15 protein-coding genes are annotated in these 17,571 nt (G+C 77.0%); 5 read left to right on the top strand and 10 right to left on the bottom strand.

The window, feature by feature from the left end; all coding sequences use genetic code 11:
- Positions 1-74: 74 nt before the first annotated feature.
- Positions 75-872: a LamB/YcsF family protein gene (locus GXP71_RS12215; protein ID WP_162352864.1), complete on the bottom strand. Its 798-nt coding sequence runs from the start codon at positions 870-872 to the stop codon at positions 75-77.
- A 229-nt stretch (positions 873-1,101) separates the two neighbouring features.
- Between GXP71_RS12215 and GXP71_RS20380 the strand changes: the two genes are divergently transcribed.
- Complete coding sequence (locus GXP71_RS20380; protein WP_238402390.1) at positions 1,102-3,927, top strand: DEAD/DEAH box helicase; 2,826 nt, start codon at positions 1,102-1,104, stop codon at positions 3,925-3,927.
- Positions 3,928-4,298: 371 nt separating this feature from the next.
- Here the strand turns inward: GXP71_RS20380 and GXP71_RS12225 are convergent, their stop codons facing one another.
- From GXP71_RS12225 to ssd, 7 genes are all read right to left on the bottom strand, one after another.
- On the bottom strand, positions 4,299-4,604 hold the full coding sequence (locus GXP71_RS12225) for an Rv3654c family TadE-like protein (protein ID WP_162352865.1): 306 nt from the start codon (positions 4,602-4,604) through the stop codon (positions 4,299-4,301).
- A gap of 71 nt (positions 4,605-4,675) precedes the next feature.
- Entirely contained in the window at positions 4,676-5,011 is a 336-nt protein-coding gene (locus tag GXP71_RS12230; RefSeq protein WP_162352866.1) for a TadE family type IV pilus minor pilin, read from the bottom strand.
- A gap of 158 nt (positions 5,012-5,169) precedes the next feature.
- A complete protein-coding gene (locus GXP71_RS20385) occupies positions 5,170-5,340 on the bottom strand; it encodes a DUF4244 domain-containing protein (RefSeq protein WP_370520939.1) in 171 nt (56 codons plus the stop codon).
- Positions 5,341-6,433: 1,093 nt separating this feature from the next.
- Positions 6,434-6,904: a type II secretion system F family protein gene (locus GXP71_RS12240; RefSeq protein WP_162352868.1), complete on the bottom strand. Its 471-nt coding sequence runs from the start codon at positions 6,902-6,904 to the stop codon at positions 6,434-6,436.
- A gap of 398 nt (positions 6,905-7,302) precedes the next feature.
- Positions 7,303-7,815: a type II secretion system F family protein gene (locus GXP71_RS12245; protein ID WP_238402391.1), complete on the bottom strand. Its 513-nt coding sequence runs from the start codon at positions 7,813-7,815 to the stop codon at positions 7,303-7,305.
- Positions 7,816-8,029: 214 nt separating this feature from the next.
- Positions 8,030-9,373, bottom strand: a complete 1,344-nt coding sequence (locus GXP71_RS12250) for a TadA family conjugal transfer-associated ATPase (RefSeq protein WP_162354328.1) — start codon at positions 9,371-9,373, stop codon at positions 8,030-8,032.
- A gap of 71 nt (positions 9,374-9,444) precedes the next feature.
- On the bottom strand, positions 9,445-10,296 hold the full coding sequence (gene ssd, locus GXP71_RS12255; protein WP_238402393.1) for a septum site-determining protein Ssd: 852 nt from the start codon (positions 10,294-10,296) through the stop codon (positions 9,445-9,447).
- Between the two features lie 286 nt (positions 10,297-10,582).
- Between ssd and GXP71_RS12260 the strand changes: the two genes are divergently transcribed.
- Positions 10,583-11,413 carry an HAD family phosphatase gene (locus tag GXP71_RS12260; RefSeq protein ID WP_162352869.1) on the top strand — a complete coding sequence of 277 codons (831 nt, stop codon included), beginning with the start codon at positions 10,583-10,585 and terminating at the stop codon, positions 11,411-11,413.
- A 476-nt stretch (positions 11,414-11,889) separates the two neighbouring features.
- Here the strand turns inward: GXP71_RS12260 and GXP71_RS12265 are convergent, their stop codons facing one another.
- Positions 11,890-12,765 (bottom strand): Fic family protein, encoded by an 876-nt coding sequence (locus tag GXP71_RS12265; protein ID WP_162352870.1) that lies wholly within the window; start codon positions 12,763-12,765, stop codon positions 11,890-11,892.
- A 103-nt stretch (positions 12,766-12,868) separates the two neighbouring features.
- Here GXP71_RS12265 and GXP71_RS12270 point away from each other — a divergent pair, with 103 nt between their 5' ends.
- A complete protein-coding gene (locus tag GXP71_RS12270; RefSeq protein WP_162352871.1) occupies positions 12,869-14,275 on the top strand; it encodes an NAD-dependent malic enzyme in 1,407 nt (468 codons plus the stop codon).
- Between the two features lie 141 nt (positions 14,276-14,416).
- On the opposite strand, the gene GXP71_RS12275 is transcribed toward GXP71_RS12270, so the two are convergent.
- The gene (locus GXP71_RS12275; RefSeq protein ID WP_162352872.1) at positions 14,417-15,538 is read right to left on the bottom strand and encodes an NADH:flavin oxidoreductase/NADH oxidase; all 1,122 of its coding nucleotides are present in this window, start codon (positions 15,536-15,538) and stop codon (positions 14,417-14,419) included.
- 90 nt (positions 15,539-15,628) lie between these two features.
- Between GXP71_RS12275 and GXP71_RS12280 the strand changes: the two genes are divergently transcribed.
- Both GXP71_RS12280 and GXP71_RS12285 read left to right on the top strand, forming a co-directional pair.
- Positions 15,629-16,567 carry a formate/nitrite transporter family protein gene (locus GXP71_RS12280; protein WP_238402394.1) on the top strand — a complete coding sequence of 313 codons (939 nt, stop codon included), beginning with the start codon at positions 15,629-15,631 and terminating at the stop codon, positions 16,565-16,567.
- Positions 16,568-16,617: 50 nt separating this feature from the next.
- Positions 16,618-17,520, top strand: a complete 903-nt coding sequence (locus GXP71_RS12285) for a hypothetical protein (RefSeq protein WP_162352873.1) — start codon at positions 16,618-16,620, stop codon at positions 17,518-17,520.
- Positions 17,521-17,571 lie beyond the last annotated feature (51 nt).

Below are 17,571 nucleotides of genomic sequence, written 5' to 3' on the forward strand. Positions count from 1 at the left end.
GGTCAGACCAACGAGCCGGACGTCAGACGAACGGGCCGGTTGCCGGACGGCGGGCCGCCGCGTCGGCTGGGCCGTCAGACGGACGGGCCGCCTGGTCGGACGAACGGGCCGACGGTGACACCCGCCCGGTCCAGCGCTCGGCGCACCGCGGTGGCGAGCACGACCGCGCCCGGGGTGTCGGAGTGCACGCACACCGACTCCGCATCGACGGGGACGACCGTGCCGTCGACCGAGGTGACCCGCCCGTCCAGCGCCATCGCGAGCACGCGCGCCACGACCTCGTCGGGATCGACGACGAGCGCACCCGGCTCGGTCCGCGGCACGAGCGTCCCGTCGGTGCGGTACCCGCGGTCGGCGAACGCCTCGCGCACCGGTCGCAGACCGCGGTCCCGGGCGAGGTCCAGCACGACCGCGCCGGGCAGCCCGACGACCGGCAGCGGGTCGCCGTCGCTCGCCTCGACGACCGCGTCCACGACCGCCGCCGCCTGCTCGGCGTGGTGCACGACCGCGTTGTAGAGCGCGCCGTGCGGCTTGACGTACGACACGCGCGTGCCCGACGCGGCCGCCGCGCGGCGCAGCGCGCGCACCTGCACGACGACGTCGGCCCGCAGGACGTCGGGCGGGACGTCCAGGAATCGCCGGCCGAAGCCCGCCCGGTCCCGGTACGACACCTGCGCCCCGACGGCCGCACCCCGCACCGCCGCGGCCCGGCACACCGCCGCCATGACCCGGTCGTCGCCGGCGTGGAACCCGCACGCGACGTTGGCGCTCGTGACCACGTCGAGCAGGCGCGACTCGGGCCCGTCGACACCCGGGACCCAGTCGTCGAGGCCTTCCCCCAGGTCGCAGTTGAGGTCGATGCTCGCGCCCATGCCCCGATCCTCCCCCGTCGTCGACTGCGAGGAAGCACACGGCGGGTGCGCGGGACGCGCCGCGGCCGTCGCCCGGGGGAATCCGCCGTCGTCACGGCGGACACGACCCTGGGCACGTGGCCGCCCCGACCGTCGTCGTCCCTGCGAGCGTCGTCGCCGCACCGTGGGCCGTCGCCGCACCGCACCGCTGCGGACCGTCCGCACCGTCCGTGGGTGCAAGGATGGGCCGGTGGTCCGGACCGATGAGCTGCTCGACGCGCTCCTCGCCGGAGGACGGCGGGCCGACCGGCTCACGCACGTCCGCCACCTCCCGGCGCGCGAGGGCGTCCGGGCACCGTGGCCCACCTGGGCCGACGCCGACGTCGTGCGCGGCTACCGACAGCTCGGGGTCGAGCAACCCTGGGCGCACCAGGCAGTCGCCGCCGAGGCGGCGTGGGCCGGCCGGCACACCGTGCTGTCGACGTCGACCGGGTCGGGCAAGTCGCTCGCCTTCTGGCTGCCGGCCCTGACGGCCGCACGAGGATCGGCCGCCGCACGCACGCTCGACCCCGGCCGGATCGAGACCGTCACGCGCCGCGCGACGACCCTCTACCTGTGCCCGACGAAGGCCCTCGCGGCGGGCCAGCTCGCCGCCCTCGACGACCTGCTGCGCGCCGCCGCCCTGCGGGACGTCCGCGTCGCGACGGCCGACGGCGACACGTCGCTCGACGAGCGGCGCTGGGTCCAGGAGCACGCCGACCTGGTCCTCACCAACCCCGACTTCGTGCACTTCGCGCTCCTCCCGCAGCACCGCCGGTGGGCGCGCCTTCTCGGTGCCCTCCGGTACGTCGTCGTCGACGAGTGCCACGCCTTCCGCGGCGTCTTCGGCGCGCACGTGGGCCTCGTGCTCCGGCGACTGCAACGCGTCGCCCGGTCCTACGGTGCGTCGCCGGTGTTCCTGCTCGCATCGGCCACGACGGCCGATCCCGCGGTCAGCGCCGCGCGCCTCGTCGGCGTGCCCGCCGCCGACGTCACCGCCGTGACCGAGGACGCGTCGCCCGCCGGCCGTAAGACCTTCGTCCTCTGGCAGCCGCCGCTGCTCCCCGGCGGGGACACGCCGTGGAGCGACCTCCTTCCCGACGAAGACCCCTGGTCGACGCCCGTCACCGCGCCCGGCGGTGCCGTGCGACCCGACGCGCCCGGCCCGCCCGCCCCCGACGACCCGTGGACGGTCGCCGACCCGTCGAACCCCGAGTCGGCGGACGACCCCGACCCGCTGCAGGCCGTCGCCGACGCGTCGTTCGCCGCAACGCCGGGCCGCCCCGACGACCCCGCGCGCGCGGCGGGCGCCTGGCCGGACGACGCTGCGTCGCGCCGACCGGGACGATCCGACGATCTGGAGCTCCCCGGGCAGGATCTCGAGTCCTCCCGGCAGCACGTGGTCGCACGGCTCCGCGGACCGGCCGCAGCGTCGCCCGCGACGTCGCACGTCGAGGCGCGCGCGCAGACGGCCGACGCGGTCGTCGACCCGTCGGCGTCCGGACCGTCGGGGACGGGCGAGCGCGTGGTGACCGAGCCGCACGACGGACCGCGACGCACCGCGACCGCCGAGGTCGCGGACCTGCTGACCGACCTCGTCGTCGTCGGTGCCCGGACCCTCGCCTTCACCCGGTCGCGCCGCGCCGCGGAGTCGGTCGCGTCCGCGACGCGCGACCACCTGCGCGACGTCGACCCGGACCTCGCGCGTGCGGTGTCCGCGTACCGCGGCGGCTACCTGCCGGAGGAGCGGCGGGCGCTCGAGCGGTCGATCCGGTCGGGCGACCTGCGCGCGCTCGCGACGACGAACGCCCTCGAGCTCGGCATCGACATCTCGGGGCTCGACGCCGTGCTCGTCGCCGGATGGCCGGGGACGCGGGTGTCGCTGTGGCAGCAGGCGGGCCGGGCCGGCCGCGCGGGTGCGGACGGGCTGGTCGTGCTGGTCGCCCGCGAGGACCCGCTCGACACGTTCCTCGTGCACCACCCCGAGGCGATCTTCGACACGCCCGTCGAGGCCACGGTGTTCGACACCGGCAACCCGTACGTCCTCGCACCGCACCTGTGCGCGGCGGCCGCCGAGATCCCGCTGCGCGCCGACGAGCTCGACGTGTTCGGTCCGCAGGCACCCGTCCTGCTCGGCGAGCTCGTCGAACGTGGCGCGCTGCGTCGTCGAGCGTCGGGCTGGTACTGGACGCACGCCGAGCCGGCGACCCGTCTCACGGACCTGCGCGGCTCGGGCGGCGACCCCGTCCGCGTGGTCGAGTCCGTCACGGGCCGGCTGCTCGGCACGGTCGACGCCGCCTCCGCGGACGCGACGGTCCACGACGGCGCCGTCTACGTGCACCAGGGCGCGACGTTCGTCGTCGACGAGCTGCACCTCGAGGACGGTGTGGCGCTCGTGACCCGGCGCGACGTCGACTACGGGACATGGGCGCGCTGGGTCACGTCGACCGAGGTCGTGTCGGTCGACGAGGAGAGCTCGTGGGGACCGGTCACCTGGGGCTTCGGCGCGGTCGACGTGACGACCCAGGTCCTCGGTTACCAGCGCAAACGCATCCCCGACCTCCAGGTGCTCGGCTCCACGGACCTCGACCTCCCGCCGCGGACGCTGCGCACCGCCGCCGCCTGGTGGACGGCCCCAGCCGACGTGCTCGAGGCCGCCGGCGTCGGCGAGGAGGACGCACCGGGCGCGCTGCACGCGGCCGAGCACGCGTCCATCGGCCTCCTGCCGCTGCTCGCGACGTGCGACCGCTGGGACCTCGGCGGGCTGTCGACCGCGCTGCACGCCGACACGGGCCACGCGACGGTGTTCGTGCACGACGCCTACCCGGGCGGCGCGGGGTTCGCCGAGCACGGCTTCCGTGTCGCGCCGACGTGGCTGCGGGCCACCCGGGACGCGATCGCGGCCTGCCCGTGCCCGGGCGGGTGCCCGGCCTGCGTGCAGTCCCCCAAGTGCGGCAACGCGAACAACCCGCTGGACAAGGCCGCGGCCGTCCGGCTCCTCGACGTCGTGCTCGCGCACGCCCCGCAACCCGACTGACACCCCGGCCGCCCGTCGACCCACAGGTCCACCCGTGCCGCCCCCGGCGCACCAGCGGCGCAACCGACGGACGCACATCGCACCGTCGACCGACAGGCCCACCCGCGCCGTCCCCCGGTGCACCAGCGGCGCGACCGACGGACGCACATCGCACCGTCGACCGACAGGCCCATCCGCGCCGTCCCCACCACGTGCGAGGTGCGACACCGACGGACGCCACACCGCACCGTCGACTGACGGGTCCCCCGCGCCGTCCCGCCTCGTAGCGCCGTCCCGCCATGGACGAGCGGCGACCGGCCGACGCCGTGCCGCTGCCCCGTCGACCGGGAAGCGCGCCGCGACGCCCCGCGCCGTCAGCCCGCCCGAGACGCTCATCCGCCGCTCGCAGGCCGAGGGCCGGCGCGCGCCTCCGCCGAGGTGGGACCGACGCCCGTGCGGTGCTGCGCACCGACCCTCACCACGCCGCCGCCCTCGTCCGCGCACGTGGTGATGCTCGCGCCGTTGCGTGCGGCGACCCGCCGCGCCGCAGCGCAGGCGTCTCCCCCGTCCCGCAGCGCGCTCGCGGCCGCGAGCGCGCTCAGGTCCGCAGCCGTCTGCGCCTGGAGCCGACCCGTGTGTGCCGAGGTCACGACGCCGAGGAACGCGGCGAGCACGAGCGCGACAGCGACGACGGCCACCAGCACGACGGTGACGGAGCCGTCGTCGGCGCCGCTCCGACGCCGACGACGTCCACCGGGAGCCTCGGGCGTCACGGCTCGACCCGCGCCGTCGCCGACCCGCGGGTCTCCAGCGGACCGAGCCGCAGTCCGCCGACAGGCACCGACGCCTCGACGACCACGGTGACCCACTCGCCGTCGCGGGTCGTCCGGACGCGCGCCCCGTCACCCGCGACCCGACGTGCGGTCGCGGCGGCGTCGGACGAGGACTCCCCGAGCGCGAGAGCACGAGCGCCCGCGCGGGCACCGTCGAGGCACTGGGCCCGCGTCAGCCCGGCCCCGACCACGGCGAGCACGACCACGAGCAGCAGCACGACGACGGGCAGCCCGACCGCGAGCTCCGCCGTGACGCTGCCCGCGTCCCTCACCGTGAGAGGCGCTGTCGGCCGGCGCGCGATCGTCCGCGACGCGAGGCCGCTCGTCGAGGCCGGCTGCTGCGCTCCGCCTCCGACGTCACGGGCGGTCACATCGGTCCTCCTGCGAGGGCGCCCGCGCGCCGCCACGTCGGGCCGCGCGGCGTCGACCGTCACAGCGAGAGCGCCTGCCGCACGATGCCGGTGAGCAGGCCCTTCACCTCGCCGCTCTTGAGGATCACCACGAGCAGCCCGGCGAACCCCACGGCCGCCAGCGTGACGATCGCGTACTCCGCGGTCGCCATGCCCGCGTCGGCGCCCAGACGACGAGCCCGCTGCGCCACGGTCGCCCCGAGTCGCCCGCAGGCACGCGCGCCTCGACGTGCGCGGGTCGACACCACCCGTGACCGCCCCGGCAACGATCCCGGGCCCGTGCCCACCGGACGGGCCGCCTCCTCGTCCCCCGAGCCCGCCGGCTGCGTCGTGATCCCACCATCCGTCGTCCGTCGCACGGTTCCTCCTCTCGTCGACGGGCCGAGGACCCGTCTCGCCGCGCCCTGCGGCCGTCCCCACCGTGCTTCGCCCCGCGGGCCGCCGGTGCCGGAGACGCCGGAACGGTGGACGACACGACGCCCGCCCCGACCTGTGGACGGCTCGTCACCGGCGGCCCCGCACGCGTCGCGCGTCACCTCCGGTCGCCCGCGGGACGCGAGACGAGCGACGCGCGACCCGGGAAGCGCGCAAGCGCGCCGCGCGACCCGGGAATCGCGCAAGCGCGACGCGCGCCCCGGGAGTCGCGACGCCCGACGCGAGAAGCGCGACGGGGTACGCGAGACGCGGGACGGGCGACGGGCGACGCGCGACGTGCGACGCGCGACGTGCGACGTGCGAGGCGCCGCCTGCGACGGGCGACGCGCGACCCGCGACCTGCGACGTGCGACGTGCGACGTGCGACGTGCGAGAACGAACAACGCGGCAGTCGGCGGTCGGACCGTCCGTCCGGCGAAGGACCGTTGGGGAGCGCCCGACCGCTCGTGGGATGGGCGGGCGTCTGCCCCGACGAGGGATGGATGAGCCCGGGCCGAGAGCTCGTCCAACCCGACGAGGAGCAGACGTGGGCCGTCGGTCCTGCGATGCTCCCGGTCGTCCGACGGCCGAAGTGGCGCGGCGGCGAGCCCGGAGCCGAGGGACGAGCTGGCTCGCCCAGACGCCGCCGGGCTGCGAGGGCCTCGCCATCTGGAGGGCTGCCCCTGGGCGCACGTGTCCGGTGCGCGGAGCGCGGTGCGCGGAGCCCGGTGCGCGGCGCCGCGCGGTACGCGGAGCGCGGAGCGCGGTGCGCGGAGCCCGGTGCGCGGCGCCGCGCGGTACGCGGAGCGCGGTACGCGGAGCGCGGTGCGCGGAGCCGGTGCGCGGCGCGGTGCGCGCGAGGCTGGACGGTCAGGGCAGGAGCGCGAGCCCGTCGGTCAGCGACAGCACGATCGGCACGAGGCCGACCAGCACGAACGCCGGCAGGAAGCAGGCGCCCAGCGGGAGGACGAGGTGGACGGCGAGCCGCGCGGCGGCGGTCCTGACCGCTCGGCGTCGCTCACGTCGTAGCCGCTCGGCCCGCGCGCGAAGACCCGGGACGGGTGGCGCGCCGGCGACCCACGCGCTCGTGAGCGCGTCGCGCACGGGCCGGACGGTCGCGGGCGCACCTGCCCACGCGGTCGACCAGGAGGCGCCGAGGACCAGCGCGGACCCGGCACGCTCGAGCGCCGCCCCCGCGACCCCGTCGATCGCGCGACCGACCGCCGTGAGGGCGGTCGGGATCGCGGAGCCCGTCGTGAGCGCGGCCTCCACGAGGGCGAGCACGAGCGCGACGTCGACCTCGACCTCGACCGATTGGTCCTGGCGGCCGGACGCCGCCACGGTCCGGACCGACGGCCCGCCAGGCGTCCCGCGGTCGGCACGCCACCCGTCGGCCGCCCGGCCGGACGCCGCCACGGTCCGGACCGACGGCCCGCCAGTCGCCCCGCGGTCGGCACGCCATCCGTGGGCCAGGGCCCGGCCTCGGCCCGGATCCGCGGGCTCGAGGTCTCCGTCGGCGGCACCTCGGCCCGGACGCGCGGGCTCGAGGTGCTCGTCGACGGTCGCCTGCGCCGACGCGCGCACCGCCCGCCCCCGGTGCGCGTGTCCGCCGGTGGGCGCCGACCGCGCCACGCGCGTGCCACGGGCCTCCCGTGCGAGACCGTGGAGCCGCGACCTCGGTCCACTCCGCCACGCCACGGCGACGGTCAGCGCCGCGAGCACCCCGAGCACGAGCACGCTCATGCGCCCAGCCGGCCGGCGTCGACGGTGCGCGCGACCAGCCGACCGGTCCACCACCGGCCGACGAGGAGCAGGGTGGCACCGAGCAGGGCGCACCCCGTGCCCACCCCGCCGCTCGTCATGACGCCGACCGGGTCGGCGCCGAGCAGCGTGCCGAGCAGGACGCCCGCCACGGGCAGGAGGAGCAGCACGCGTGCGGTGGCGCGCGGACCTGCGAGCGCCGCGGCGACGTCGGCGTCGTGCTCCTCGTCGGCGGCGACCGCGCCCGCGACGCCCTCCAGCACGTCGGCGAGGGGTGCCCCGAGGTCGGCGGCGAGCCGCGCCGCGGCGACGACCGCGCGTGCCCTCGCGACGTCCTCACGACGGCGCACCCTTCCGCCGCCGGCGAGGTCCTCGACGGTCGGCACGTCACCGACGCCGGGGCGCTCCAGGACGTCCGACCACGCCGTCCCGGGCGGCGCACCGCTGCGCAGCCGGGCGGCCGTGTCGTGCAGCACCCCGACGAGGTCCACTGCGCGACGTCGGTCGCGAGGACCCGCGCGACGCGTCCGACGCGCAGCCACGACCCCGCCGACCGTGCGCACGCGCCGCTCGGACGCTCCGGCGCTCGGCACCCTCCGCGGGTCGGTCGGTACCGCTGCTACCGCACCCCGACCGGCGCCCACCGGCCTCCCCCGCGCCACGACGAGCAGTCCGGCGTGCGCGGCTGCGACCACGGCCAGCACCTCACTCACCGCGCCCGCCTCCCCCCGGTCGGCGAGCGGGAACGACCCGTCCGACGGTCGGGGTGGTGATCGACGGCTCGCCGCGCGCCGCACCGGTGGGACGGGCGTCGAGGGTCGCGGTCGTCGGTGACGGCTCCCCGCGATCGGCGCCGACGGGGTCGGTGGCCGGCAGGCCGAGACGCGCGGACAGGTGCGCCCAGGCGGGCTCGACGGTCACGACGCCCGCCGGGTCGGCGCGCAGCGCACCCACGACCTCGAGCTCGCCCGTCGTCGACCGGCGGACCACCGCGACCTCGGCGAGGTAACGCGTCCCCTCGGCGGTGCGGCGCAGGTGCAGGACGGCGTCGAACGCGCTGGCGGCCTGCGCGGCCACGGCGTCGCGCGACAGGCCCGCGAGCGCCGCCAGGGCCTCGAGCCGTGCGGGCACGTCGGCGGCCGCGTTGGCGTGGACGGTCGCGCACCCGCCGTCGTGTCCGGTGTTGAGGGCGGTGAGGACCTCACGGACCTCGGCACCGCGACACTCGCCGAGCACGACCCGGTCGGGCCGCATGCGCAGCGACTGCCGCACGAGGTCGGCGAGCTCGACCCGGCCCGCGCCCTCGACGTTCGCGTGCCGGGCGAGCAGCCGGACGACGTGCGGGTGTCGTGGGGCGAGCTCTCCCGACTCCTCGATGACGACGATGCGCTCGTCGGGCGGTACGAGCGAGAGCAGCGCCGCGAGCAGCGTCGTCTTCCCCGACCCGGTCGCGCCGGACACGAGCAGATTCGCGCGGGACGTCACGAGCGCCCGGACGACGGGGACGAGCGCGGGTGCCAGCGTCCCGCCCGCCACGAGCTCGACCACGGACAGCGCCCGCACCCGGACGGCCCGCAGGCTGAGCAGGGTGCAGCCGCCCGCGACCGGCGGCAGGACCGCGTGCAGCCGCGTGCCGTCCGGCAGGCGCGCGTCGACGGTCGGGCTGGCCTCGTCGAGGCGCTGCCCGCCGGCGGCGGCGAGCCGGACCGCGAGCGCACGCACGTCGTCGACGCTGCCGAGGTGGACGCCGGTCCTCCGCAGCCGGCCCGCGTGCTCGACCCAGACGTCGTCGGGACCGTTGACGAGCACGTCGGTCACGTCGGGGTCGTCGAGCAGGTGCTGGAGCGGACCCGCCCCGTAGACCTCGTCGCGGACGGTCCGGACGAGCCCGGCGAGCCCGCTCGACCCCACGAGCGAGCCGCGCCGGCGCACGGTCGCGTCGACGGCGGCACGGACCTCGTCGTCGGTCGCCGGGCGTGTGCCCGTCCCCGCACCGGATCCGGAACCCACGCCCTCGCCCCCGGCGCCGCCCCCGACCGCGCCCGACATGAGGCGCGCTCGCACCTCGTCGAGGAACGCGGCGTCGACGAGCGCCCGACGCGGTGCCTGCCCGCCCGCCGTCACCGCGCGAGTCCTGCGGCGAGGCGCCGCACGGCGCGGTCGAACGGCCCTGCGGTCGGGATGCCGCCGTGCTCGGTGCCGGCGGCGAGACGGCGGTCGACGGGCAGCACCGCGCGGACGGGCAGCCCGACGGCCTCGGCGACCTCGGACGCGCCCAGGCCGCCCGGCGCCGGGCCGCGGACGACGAGGCCCACGTCGGCACCCGGCACGGTGAGCACCGGGCGGAGCGCGAGCGCACCCGCGGCCGCACGCAGGTCACGCGGGGCGACGACGAGGACCGTGTCGCACACCGCGGCGACCGACTCGCCGGCGACGACCCGCGACCGGTCCAGGTCGAGGACGAGGACGCCGACCGTGCGCGACAGCGCGTGCAGCACGTCGGCGACGACGGCCGGCTCGGGCGGGTCCGGCCGGGCGCGGTCGGCGCTGAGGACCGCGCACGCACCCCACCGCGGCAGGAGCGCGAGCAGGTCGTCGCCGTCGACGTCACCACGGGCGTCCGTGAGGTCCGGCCAGCGCACGCCGTCCGCACCCTCGAGACCCAGCAGGACGTCGAGGCCGCCGCAGCCACCGTCCAGATCGACGAGGGCGGTCGCCGTCGTGCGCGAGACCGCCCGGGCGAGCGCCGCCGCGAGGCTCGACGCCCCCGCGCCGCCCCGGGCGCCGACGACCCCGACGACGTGCGCGCGCCACGGTGGTGGTGCCGGTGGACCGACCCACCCGCGCGCGGTCGGGGGCGGAGACGAGACCACCGGCGCCGACAGCACACCGACGGCAGCCTCGCGCGGCGCAGCGTGGTCGCCAGGTCGCTCCACGCCCGCCGGTCGGCGCGTCCCCATGAGCACGTCCATCGCGGTCTCCTCTCCCGTCGTCGTCGAGCCGGCACGTGCGACGTCGCGCGCCGAGGGCCGGGGCGACGTCTGCGCAGCCTGGCCGCGCCCCGCGGGTCCGTGGCGCGCGGCTGAGCCCGCCGTGGACGAGGCGCGCTCGTGCCGGGCTGTGGACGGCTCGGCGCGTCGCAGCACCCGCACCGGTGTGTCGACCCGCACGTCGGAGCCGGTGGCTAGGCTCGCCGCGACCACGGTCGGCACGACGCACCAGGCCCGGCCGGACCGACGACCCGTCCCCGGGAGCGCGATGGACGACAGCCCGACCGGCCCGACGGCCACGCCCTCCGGCGCGGACCAGGCGGCGGCGTTCTTCGACCTGGACAAGACGATCATCGCGACGTCCTCCGCGACGGCGTTCTCCCGACCGTTCATGGCGGGCGGGCTGCTCACGCGCCGCTCGGTCCTGCGGACGGCGTACGCGCAGTTCCTGTACCTCGTGGGTGGGGCGGACGAGACGCAGACGGAGCGGCTGCGGGCGCAGCTCTCGCGCATGGTGACCGGCTGGGACGTCGCGCAGGTGTCGTCGATCGTCGCCGAGACGCTGCACGAATCCATCGACCCGGCGGTCTACGCCGAGGCGGTCGCGCTCATCGAGGAGCACCACGAGGCGGGTCACGACGTCGTCATCGTGTCGGCCTCGGGGAGCGAGATCGTCGAGCCGATCGCCGCGGTCCTCGGCGCCGACCACGTGATCGCGACGCGCATGGGCGTCAGCGACGGCCGGTACACGGGCGACATCGACTTCTACGCGTACGGCGAGAACAAGGCGGCGGCGATCCGCGAGCTCGCCGCCGCGCGGGGCTACGACCTCGCGTCGAGCTACGCGTACTCGGACTCGATCACCGACGTGCCGATGCTGGCGGCCGTCGGCCACGGCTTCGCGGTCAACCCCGACCGTGCGCTGCGCCGCGTCGCGGCGGAGCGCGGGTGGGACACGCTCTCGTTCAACCGGCCGGTGGCGCTGTTCTCCCTGGTGCGACCGTCCGGACGGACCGTCGCGGTCGCGACCGCGGTGCTCGTGGCGGTGTGCACGCTCGTCGTGTGGCTCGCCTGGCGCCGGCGCCGTCGCACCCGCTGACGCGGACGGAGCCGGCCCGCCGGCATCAGCGCCGGCTCGACGACCGCGCCGCCACGCGCCGACGTCCCCGCGACGCGGTCGGCCGGAGCCGGACCTCCGCGGCGGGCGCCGCGGCTCGTTCCGCATGTCGGGCAGGCGTCCCGCGATGCGGTCATCGCGCGGTGCTGTGCAGGGGCGTCGCCGCGCCCGGTTCCCAACCGTCGCGGCCTGAGGTACCAAGGACTCACAACTGGATGGCCGCGAGGGCACCCACGCGCAGGATTGCCCCCCTCTGGGCAGGTCGACCGGGCTCGACCCGTAGCGACTGGACAGGTGCACGCTTGATCACCCTCCGGCCACCGTTCGGCGACGGCGCCCCTCGGGGCGCCGTCGTTGTGCCGCCGCCCGACGTCCCCGTCCCGGCCGACGAAGCGCCGCACGCCCGTCGGACGACGACGTTCCCGAGCGCTCGCGCGTGACGGGCGCCGTGCCCGCGCTCAGTCCGCGGGCAGGCGACCGGCCAGCACCCCGTCCGCGACGTGCCGTGCCCGTGCCACCCCGTCGACAACCGCCCCCGCGCAGGCCCGCACCCACGCCGCGACGCCGTCGGGCGTGCCCGTCGCGAACCCGGCGGCCGCCCCGAGGTAGCCCTGCGGCGTCGCCGCCCAGCCGGCCTCCGCGACCACCGACCCGGTCGGGTCGAGCCCTCGCGCGGTGACCAGCAGGCGCGACGTGGCGCGTGCGACGACGCCGTTGCCCGCTGCGAAGGGCCGCAGCGTGAGGAGCTCCCCGTGCACGACGGCGGCGACGACGAGCGCCGGGGCACGGGTCGTCGCGACGGTCCGCCCGAGGAGGTCGAGGCGAGCGGCGACCTCGTCGCCGACGGGCGCCGGTCCGAGGCCGGTGAGGTCCTGCGGTGCGCCGGCGACGCGCACTCGTCCGACGGCGTCGTCGTCGAGCCAGCCGGTGGCCGCAGCGACGTGCAGCCGCGCCAGGAGCTGCGGGAGCGGTGGGAGCGTCGCGGACCCGCGCGCGCCGAGCTCCGGCATGAGGCGCTCGACGGCGGCCGCCGCGCGCACGGCCCCGAGCGCGCGGTCGACGTGCGGGTCCGCCCGGCCCGGGAGCGCCGCGCCGCCCGGTTCACGGGATGTCGCGCCCGTCGCGAGCCCGCGCACGACGTCGAGCGTGACGCGCGCCCCGTCGACGGCCGCGCTGGCCCGCGCGCTGCGCAGCCCCGCCTCGGCGCGGACCTCGCGCCACCTGCGCCGGTACGCCTCGTGCCACCGCAGTCCCTCGCAGGCCACGCGTGCCGCGTCCACGGCTTCGGCCACGCCGGGCAGGTCGGCGAGCGGGGCGAGCGGGTCGGCGGGCACCGGCACACCCTACGAGCCGCTGCCGCAGCCACCGCCGCCCACGTCCGTCGACGACCGCGTCGACGAGGAGACGCGCCCCGCGCGGCGGGCCAGAATGAGGCGCATGGCGTCGCCGAGCGTGTCCTCGTCCATCACCGCCCGGCTCCAGGTGCAGGCCCGGCCCACCGCGGTCAGCGAGCTGACGACCGCGATCGAGGAGGCGGGCGGGGTCGTCACGGCGCTCGACGTCACGGCGTCGGGGCACGAGCAGATGACGGTCGACGTGACGTGCGCGACGCGCGGCGAGCAGCACGCGGCGGACATCGTGGCGACGCTCAAGGACCTGCGCGGCGTGGTCGTCGACCGGGTGAGCGACCGGACGTTCCTCATGCACCTGGGCGGCAAGCTCTCGATCGAGTCGAAGGTGCCGCTGCGCAACCGCGACGACCTGTCGATGGCGTACACGCCGGGCGTCGCGCGGATCTGCGAGGCGATCGCGGCCCGCCCGGAGGACGCGCGCCGCCTGACGATCAAGCGGAACACGATCGCGGTCGTCACGGACGGCACCGCGGTGCTGGGGCTGGGCAACATCGGCCCGCTCGCGGCGCTGCCCGTCATGGAGGGGAAGGCGGTGCTGTTCAAGCGGTTCGCGGGGATCGACGCGTTCCCGCTGGTCCTGGACACGACGGACGTCGACCAGATCGTGGAGACGGTCGTGGCGATCGCGCCGGCGTTCGCGGGGATCAACCTCGAGGACATCTCGGCGCCGCGGTGCTTCGAGGTCGAGCGCCGGCTGCGCGAGCGGCTCGACATCCCGGTGTTTCACGACGACCAGCACGGCACGGCGATCGTCGTGGTCGCGGCGCTGACGAACGCGCTCAAGGTGGTCCGCAAGGACATCGGCACGGTGCGGATCGTCCTGTCGGGTGCCGGTGCGGCGGGCACCGCGGTGCTGCGGCTGCTGCTCGCGGCGGGTGCGCGCGACGTGGTCGTCGCGGACATCGAGGGCGTCGTGCACGGGGACCGCCCGGGCCTTCCCGAGTCGTTGCGGTGGACCGCGTCGGTGACGAACCCGCGGGGCGTGACGGGCACGATCCCGCAGGCCCTGGCCGGTGCCGACGTCTTCATCGGGGTGTCCGCGCCCGACGTCATCACCGCGCAGGACGTGTCGACGATGGGCCGCGACGCGATCGTCTTCGCGCTCGCGAACCCGCGCCCCGAGGTGGACCCGGACGACGCGGCCCGCTACGCGGCGGTGGTCGGCACGGGCCGGTCGGACTTCGCGAACCAGATCAACAACGTGCTCGCGTTCCCGGGCCTGTTCCGCGGGCTGCTCGACGCGCAGTCGCACAAGATCACCGACCGGATGCTGCTCGCGGCGGCGTACGCGCTGGCGTCGACGGTCACCGAGGACGAGCTGAACCCGACGTACATCGTGCCGAGCGTCTTCCACCCCGACGTGGCGACGGTCGTCGCGGCGGCCGTCGAGCGCGAGGCCCGCGCCGACGCCGAGGCGACGACGACCGGCTGACAGACCCCGACACCCTCGACTGACCGCCCGTCAGCGTCGTGTGGGAGGCCTGTCGCGCCTGGTGAGACAGACCTTCCACACCACGACCTCCACGGGGCCGCGGGGGCGGTGGGGAGCCCGTACGCCCGCCGCGGGGCGCCGTCAGCGCCAGGCGCCCCGCACGTACTGCGGCTGCCAGCCGGTGACCTCGGGCAGCCCGTCGACGTCCGACACGCCGTCGGCGACGGGCAGCGCGGACGTCGGCACCCCGAGCTCGTGCGCGGCACGCAGCGGCCACGACGGGTCGCGCAGCGCGACCCGGCCCAGCAGGACGGCGTCGGCGGCGCCGTCCACGAGCGCCTGCTCGGCCTGCTCGGGCGACGTGATGAGACCGACCGCGGCGACGGGCAGGCCGGACGTCTCGCGCACGGTGCGCGCGGCTGGCACCTGGTAGCCCGGGCCGACGGGGATCGACGCGAGCGCGTTGCCGCCCGAGGAGACGTCGACGAGGTCGACGCCGTGCCCGGCGAGGTCCTTCACGACGGCGGCGACGTCGGCGACGTCGAGGCCACCGGGCACCCAGTCCGTCGCGGAGACACGCACGAGCAGCGGGAGGTCGTCCGGCCAGGCGGCGCGCACGGCGTCGACGGTCTCGACGAGCAGGCGCGCGCGGTTCTCGGGCGAGCCGCCGTACTCGTCGTCGCGCGTGTTGGTGAGCGGTGACAGGAACTGGTGCAGCAGGTAGCCGTGCGCGGCGTGCACCTCGACGACGTCGAAGCCGGCGTCGAGCGCGCGTCGGGCCGCGGCCGCGAACTGCCCGGGGACCGCGGCGACCTGCTCGGTCGTCATCGCGGTCGGCGCGTCGAGGCCCGGGAACGGCTCGGCGCCGGGGCCGAGGGTGGCCCAGCCGCCCTCGTCGACGCCCACGGACCCCTCGACGGCCTCGAACGGCGCACGCGTCGACGCCTTGCGACCGGCGTGCGCGAGCTGCACGCCGATGCGCGTCCCGCGGGCGTGCACGAAGTCGGTGACCCGCCGCCACGACGCGACGTGCGCGTCGTCCCACAAGCCGGTGTCGCGCGGCGAGATGCGGCCCTCGGCGACGACGGCGGTGGCCTCGGCGAGCAGCAGGCCGTAGCCACCGGACGCGCGCGCCCCGAGGTGCACGAGGTGCCAGTCGGTCGGGTGGCCGTCGACGGCGGAGTACTGGCACATGGGCGCGAGCCACGCGCGGTTGGCGAACGTGGTGCCGCGGAGGGTGAGCGGGGAGAACAGTCGGGTCACGTCGACAGCCAACCGCGCCGAGGCCCGCACGGATTCCCGGGCGGTCTTTCGTCCCACGACTCGGACGGCGCCCGGGAGGACAGTGGTCGGGTGCTCCCCATCTCCGACGCCGCGCTCGCGCAGGCCGACGCGGCGCGCCACAAGGTCGACCTCATGGCGACGCCGGGCGTGTTCCTCGTCCGCACGATGCTCGCCGGCGCGTACATCGGCATCGGCGTCCTGATCCTCGCGACGGCGGGCGGCCCGCTCGAGGCCGCGGGGTCGGGCTTCGCGCCGCTCGTCAAGGGTCTGGTCTTCGGCGTCGCGCTCACGATCGTCGTCGTCGCCGGGGCGGAGCTCGCGACCTCCGCGATGATGATCCTCACGCAGGGCGCGATGCTCGGCCGCGTGCCGTGGGGCCGCGCCGGCCTGACGCTGCTCGCCGTGACGGGCGGCAACCTGCTCGGGTCGATGGCGTTCGCCGCGCTCGTGCACGCGTCGGGCGTCGTGGGACCCGGCACGGCGGGCGGTGCGACGATCGCGACGATGCTCGAGCACAAGGCGCACGAGTCGGCCGGGCAGCTGTTCGTCCGCGGCATCCTGTGCAACCTGCTCGTCTGCCTCGCGATCTGGTGCGGGGCGCGGCTGAGGAGCGAGGGCGCGAAGATCGCGCTCGTGTTCGCGTGCGTGATGGTCTTCATCACGTCGGGCTTCGAGCACGTCGTCGCCAACATGACGACGTTCTCGCTGGGCCTGCTCGGCGGGCTGCCGGGCGCGACGGTCGCGGAGATGGCACGCAACCTCGCGCTCGTCGGCCTGGGGAACCTGGTCGGCGGTGCGGTCCTCGTGGGTGCCGCGTACGCGTACGGGGTCCGCGCACCGGGGAGGAGCACGCAGGTCGCACGGTGGTCGACGCAGGGCGTCGACGACGTCCCGGCGCAGCTCGGCGCCGCCGCCGCGCACCGGGTCGTGGCGATGGGCCTGCCCGGGCACGCCCCGCGCGACACGGCCCTGCCGACCGGCGAGGCGGTGCCTGCGGCAATACGGTGAGGCGAGCGACGCCGACGAGGCGCACGCGCACCACCACGTGAGGAGACGCGATGAGCACCTCCGACCCGAACCGCCCGTCCGTGGACGAGACGCCGGACGCGTCAGCCACCTCCCCCGCACCGGGGAGCCCTGCGCCGACGCCGTCGGCCGCGACCACGCCGGCCGGCGCACCGACGACGTCGACGACCCCGACGACAGCCACGACGCCGACGTCCGGCACGACCTCGGAGCCGAGCACCGACACCGGCCGGCACGCGGTCGTGCGCCCCGCGCCGACCCCGCCGCCCGAGCCCGACGCCGCCCGGACCGAGACCTTCACGCCCGCGAGCGCCGCACCCGCAAGCGCCGCACCGACGAGCCCCGCGACCGCCGCCCCCGCGCCCGGCCCGGCCACAACCGCGCAGCCCGCGACGAGCACGCCGCCGAGCGCCCCGCGGACGGACGGTGACGAGACGCTGTTCCCCGCGCCGAACGCGCCCAGGTCCACGAGCTTCGGCGCGCACGTCCTCGGCGCGATCCTCGGCCTGCTGCTCGCCCCCGCGGGCGTGGGTCTCGTGCTCGTCGGTCAGGCACGCATCCTCGAGGCGCAGGTCGACGGCTGGGACGCCTCGACCGAGGTGCTGGGCATCGTCCTGGTGTCGATCGGCCTGCTGCTGCTCGGGCTGGTCGCACTCCTGGGGATCTGGTCGGCGGCCGTCCCGATCGCGGGCGGCACGCTGCTCACGGCCGTCGGCGGCTTCTACCTGTTCGCACCGTCGGTCGCCCGCGCCCAGACGCTCGCGGTGCTCGACGACACGGGCTGGCGGCTCACGGTCACGCAGGTGACGGTCGCGGGGACGTCGGGGACGCTGCTCGTCGCCGGGTTCCTCGTCCTGCTGGTCGGCGTCGTGGCGGCCGTCGCGCGTCGCCGCGGCGTGCACCTCGGCGAGTTCCGCGAGCGCCACCGCGTCTGACCGCCCGCGCCCGCCCGCGCGCCACCGCGGCTCGCGCCGCTCGCGCGCCGC

Source organism: Cellulomonas sp. H30R-01, from assembly GCF_010119915.1.
In the GTDB taxonomy this organism is placed as follows: domain Bacteria; phylum Actinomycetota; class Actinomycetes; order Actinomycetales; family Cellulomonadaceae; genus Cellulomonas; species Cellulomonas algicola.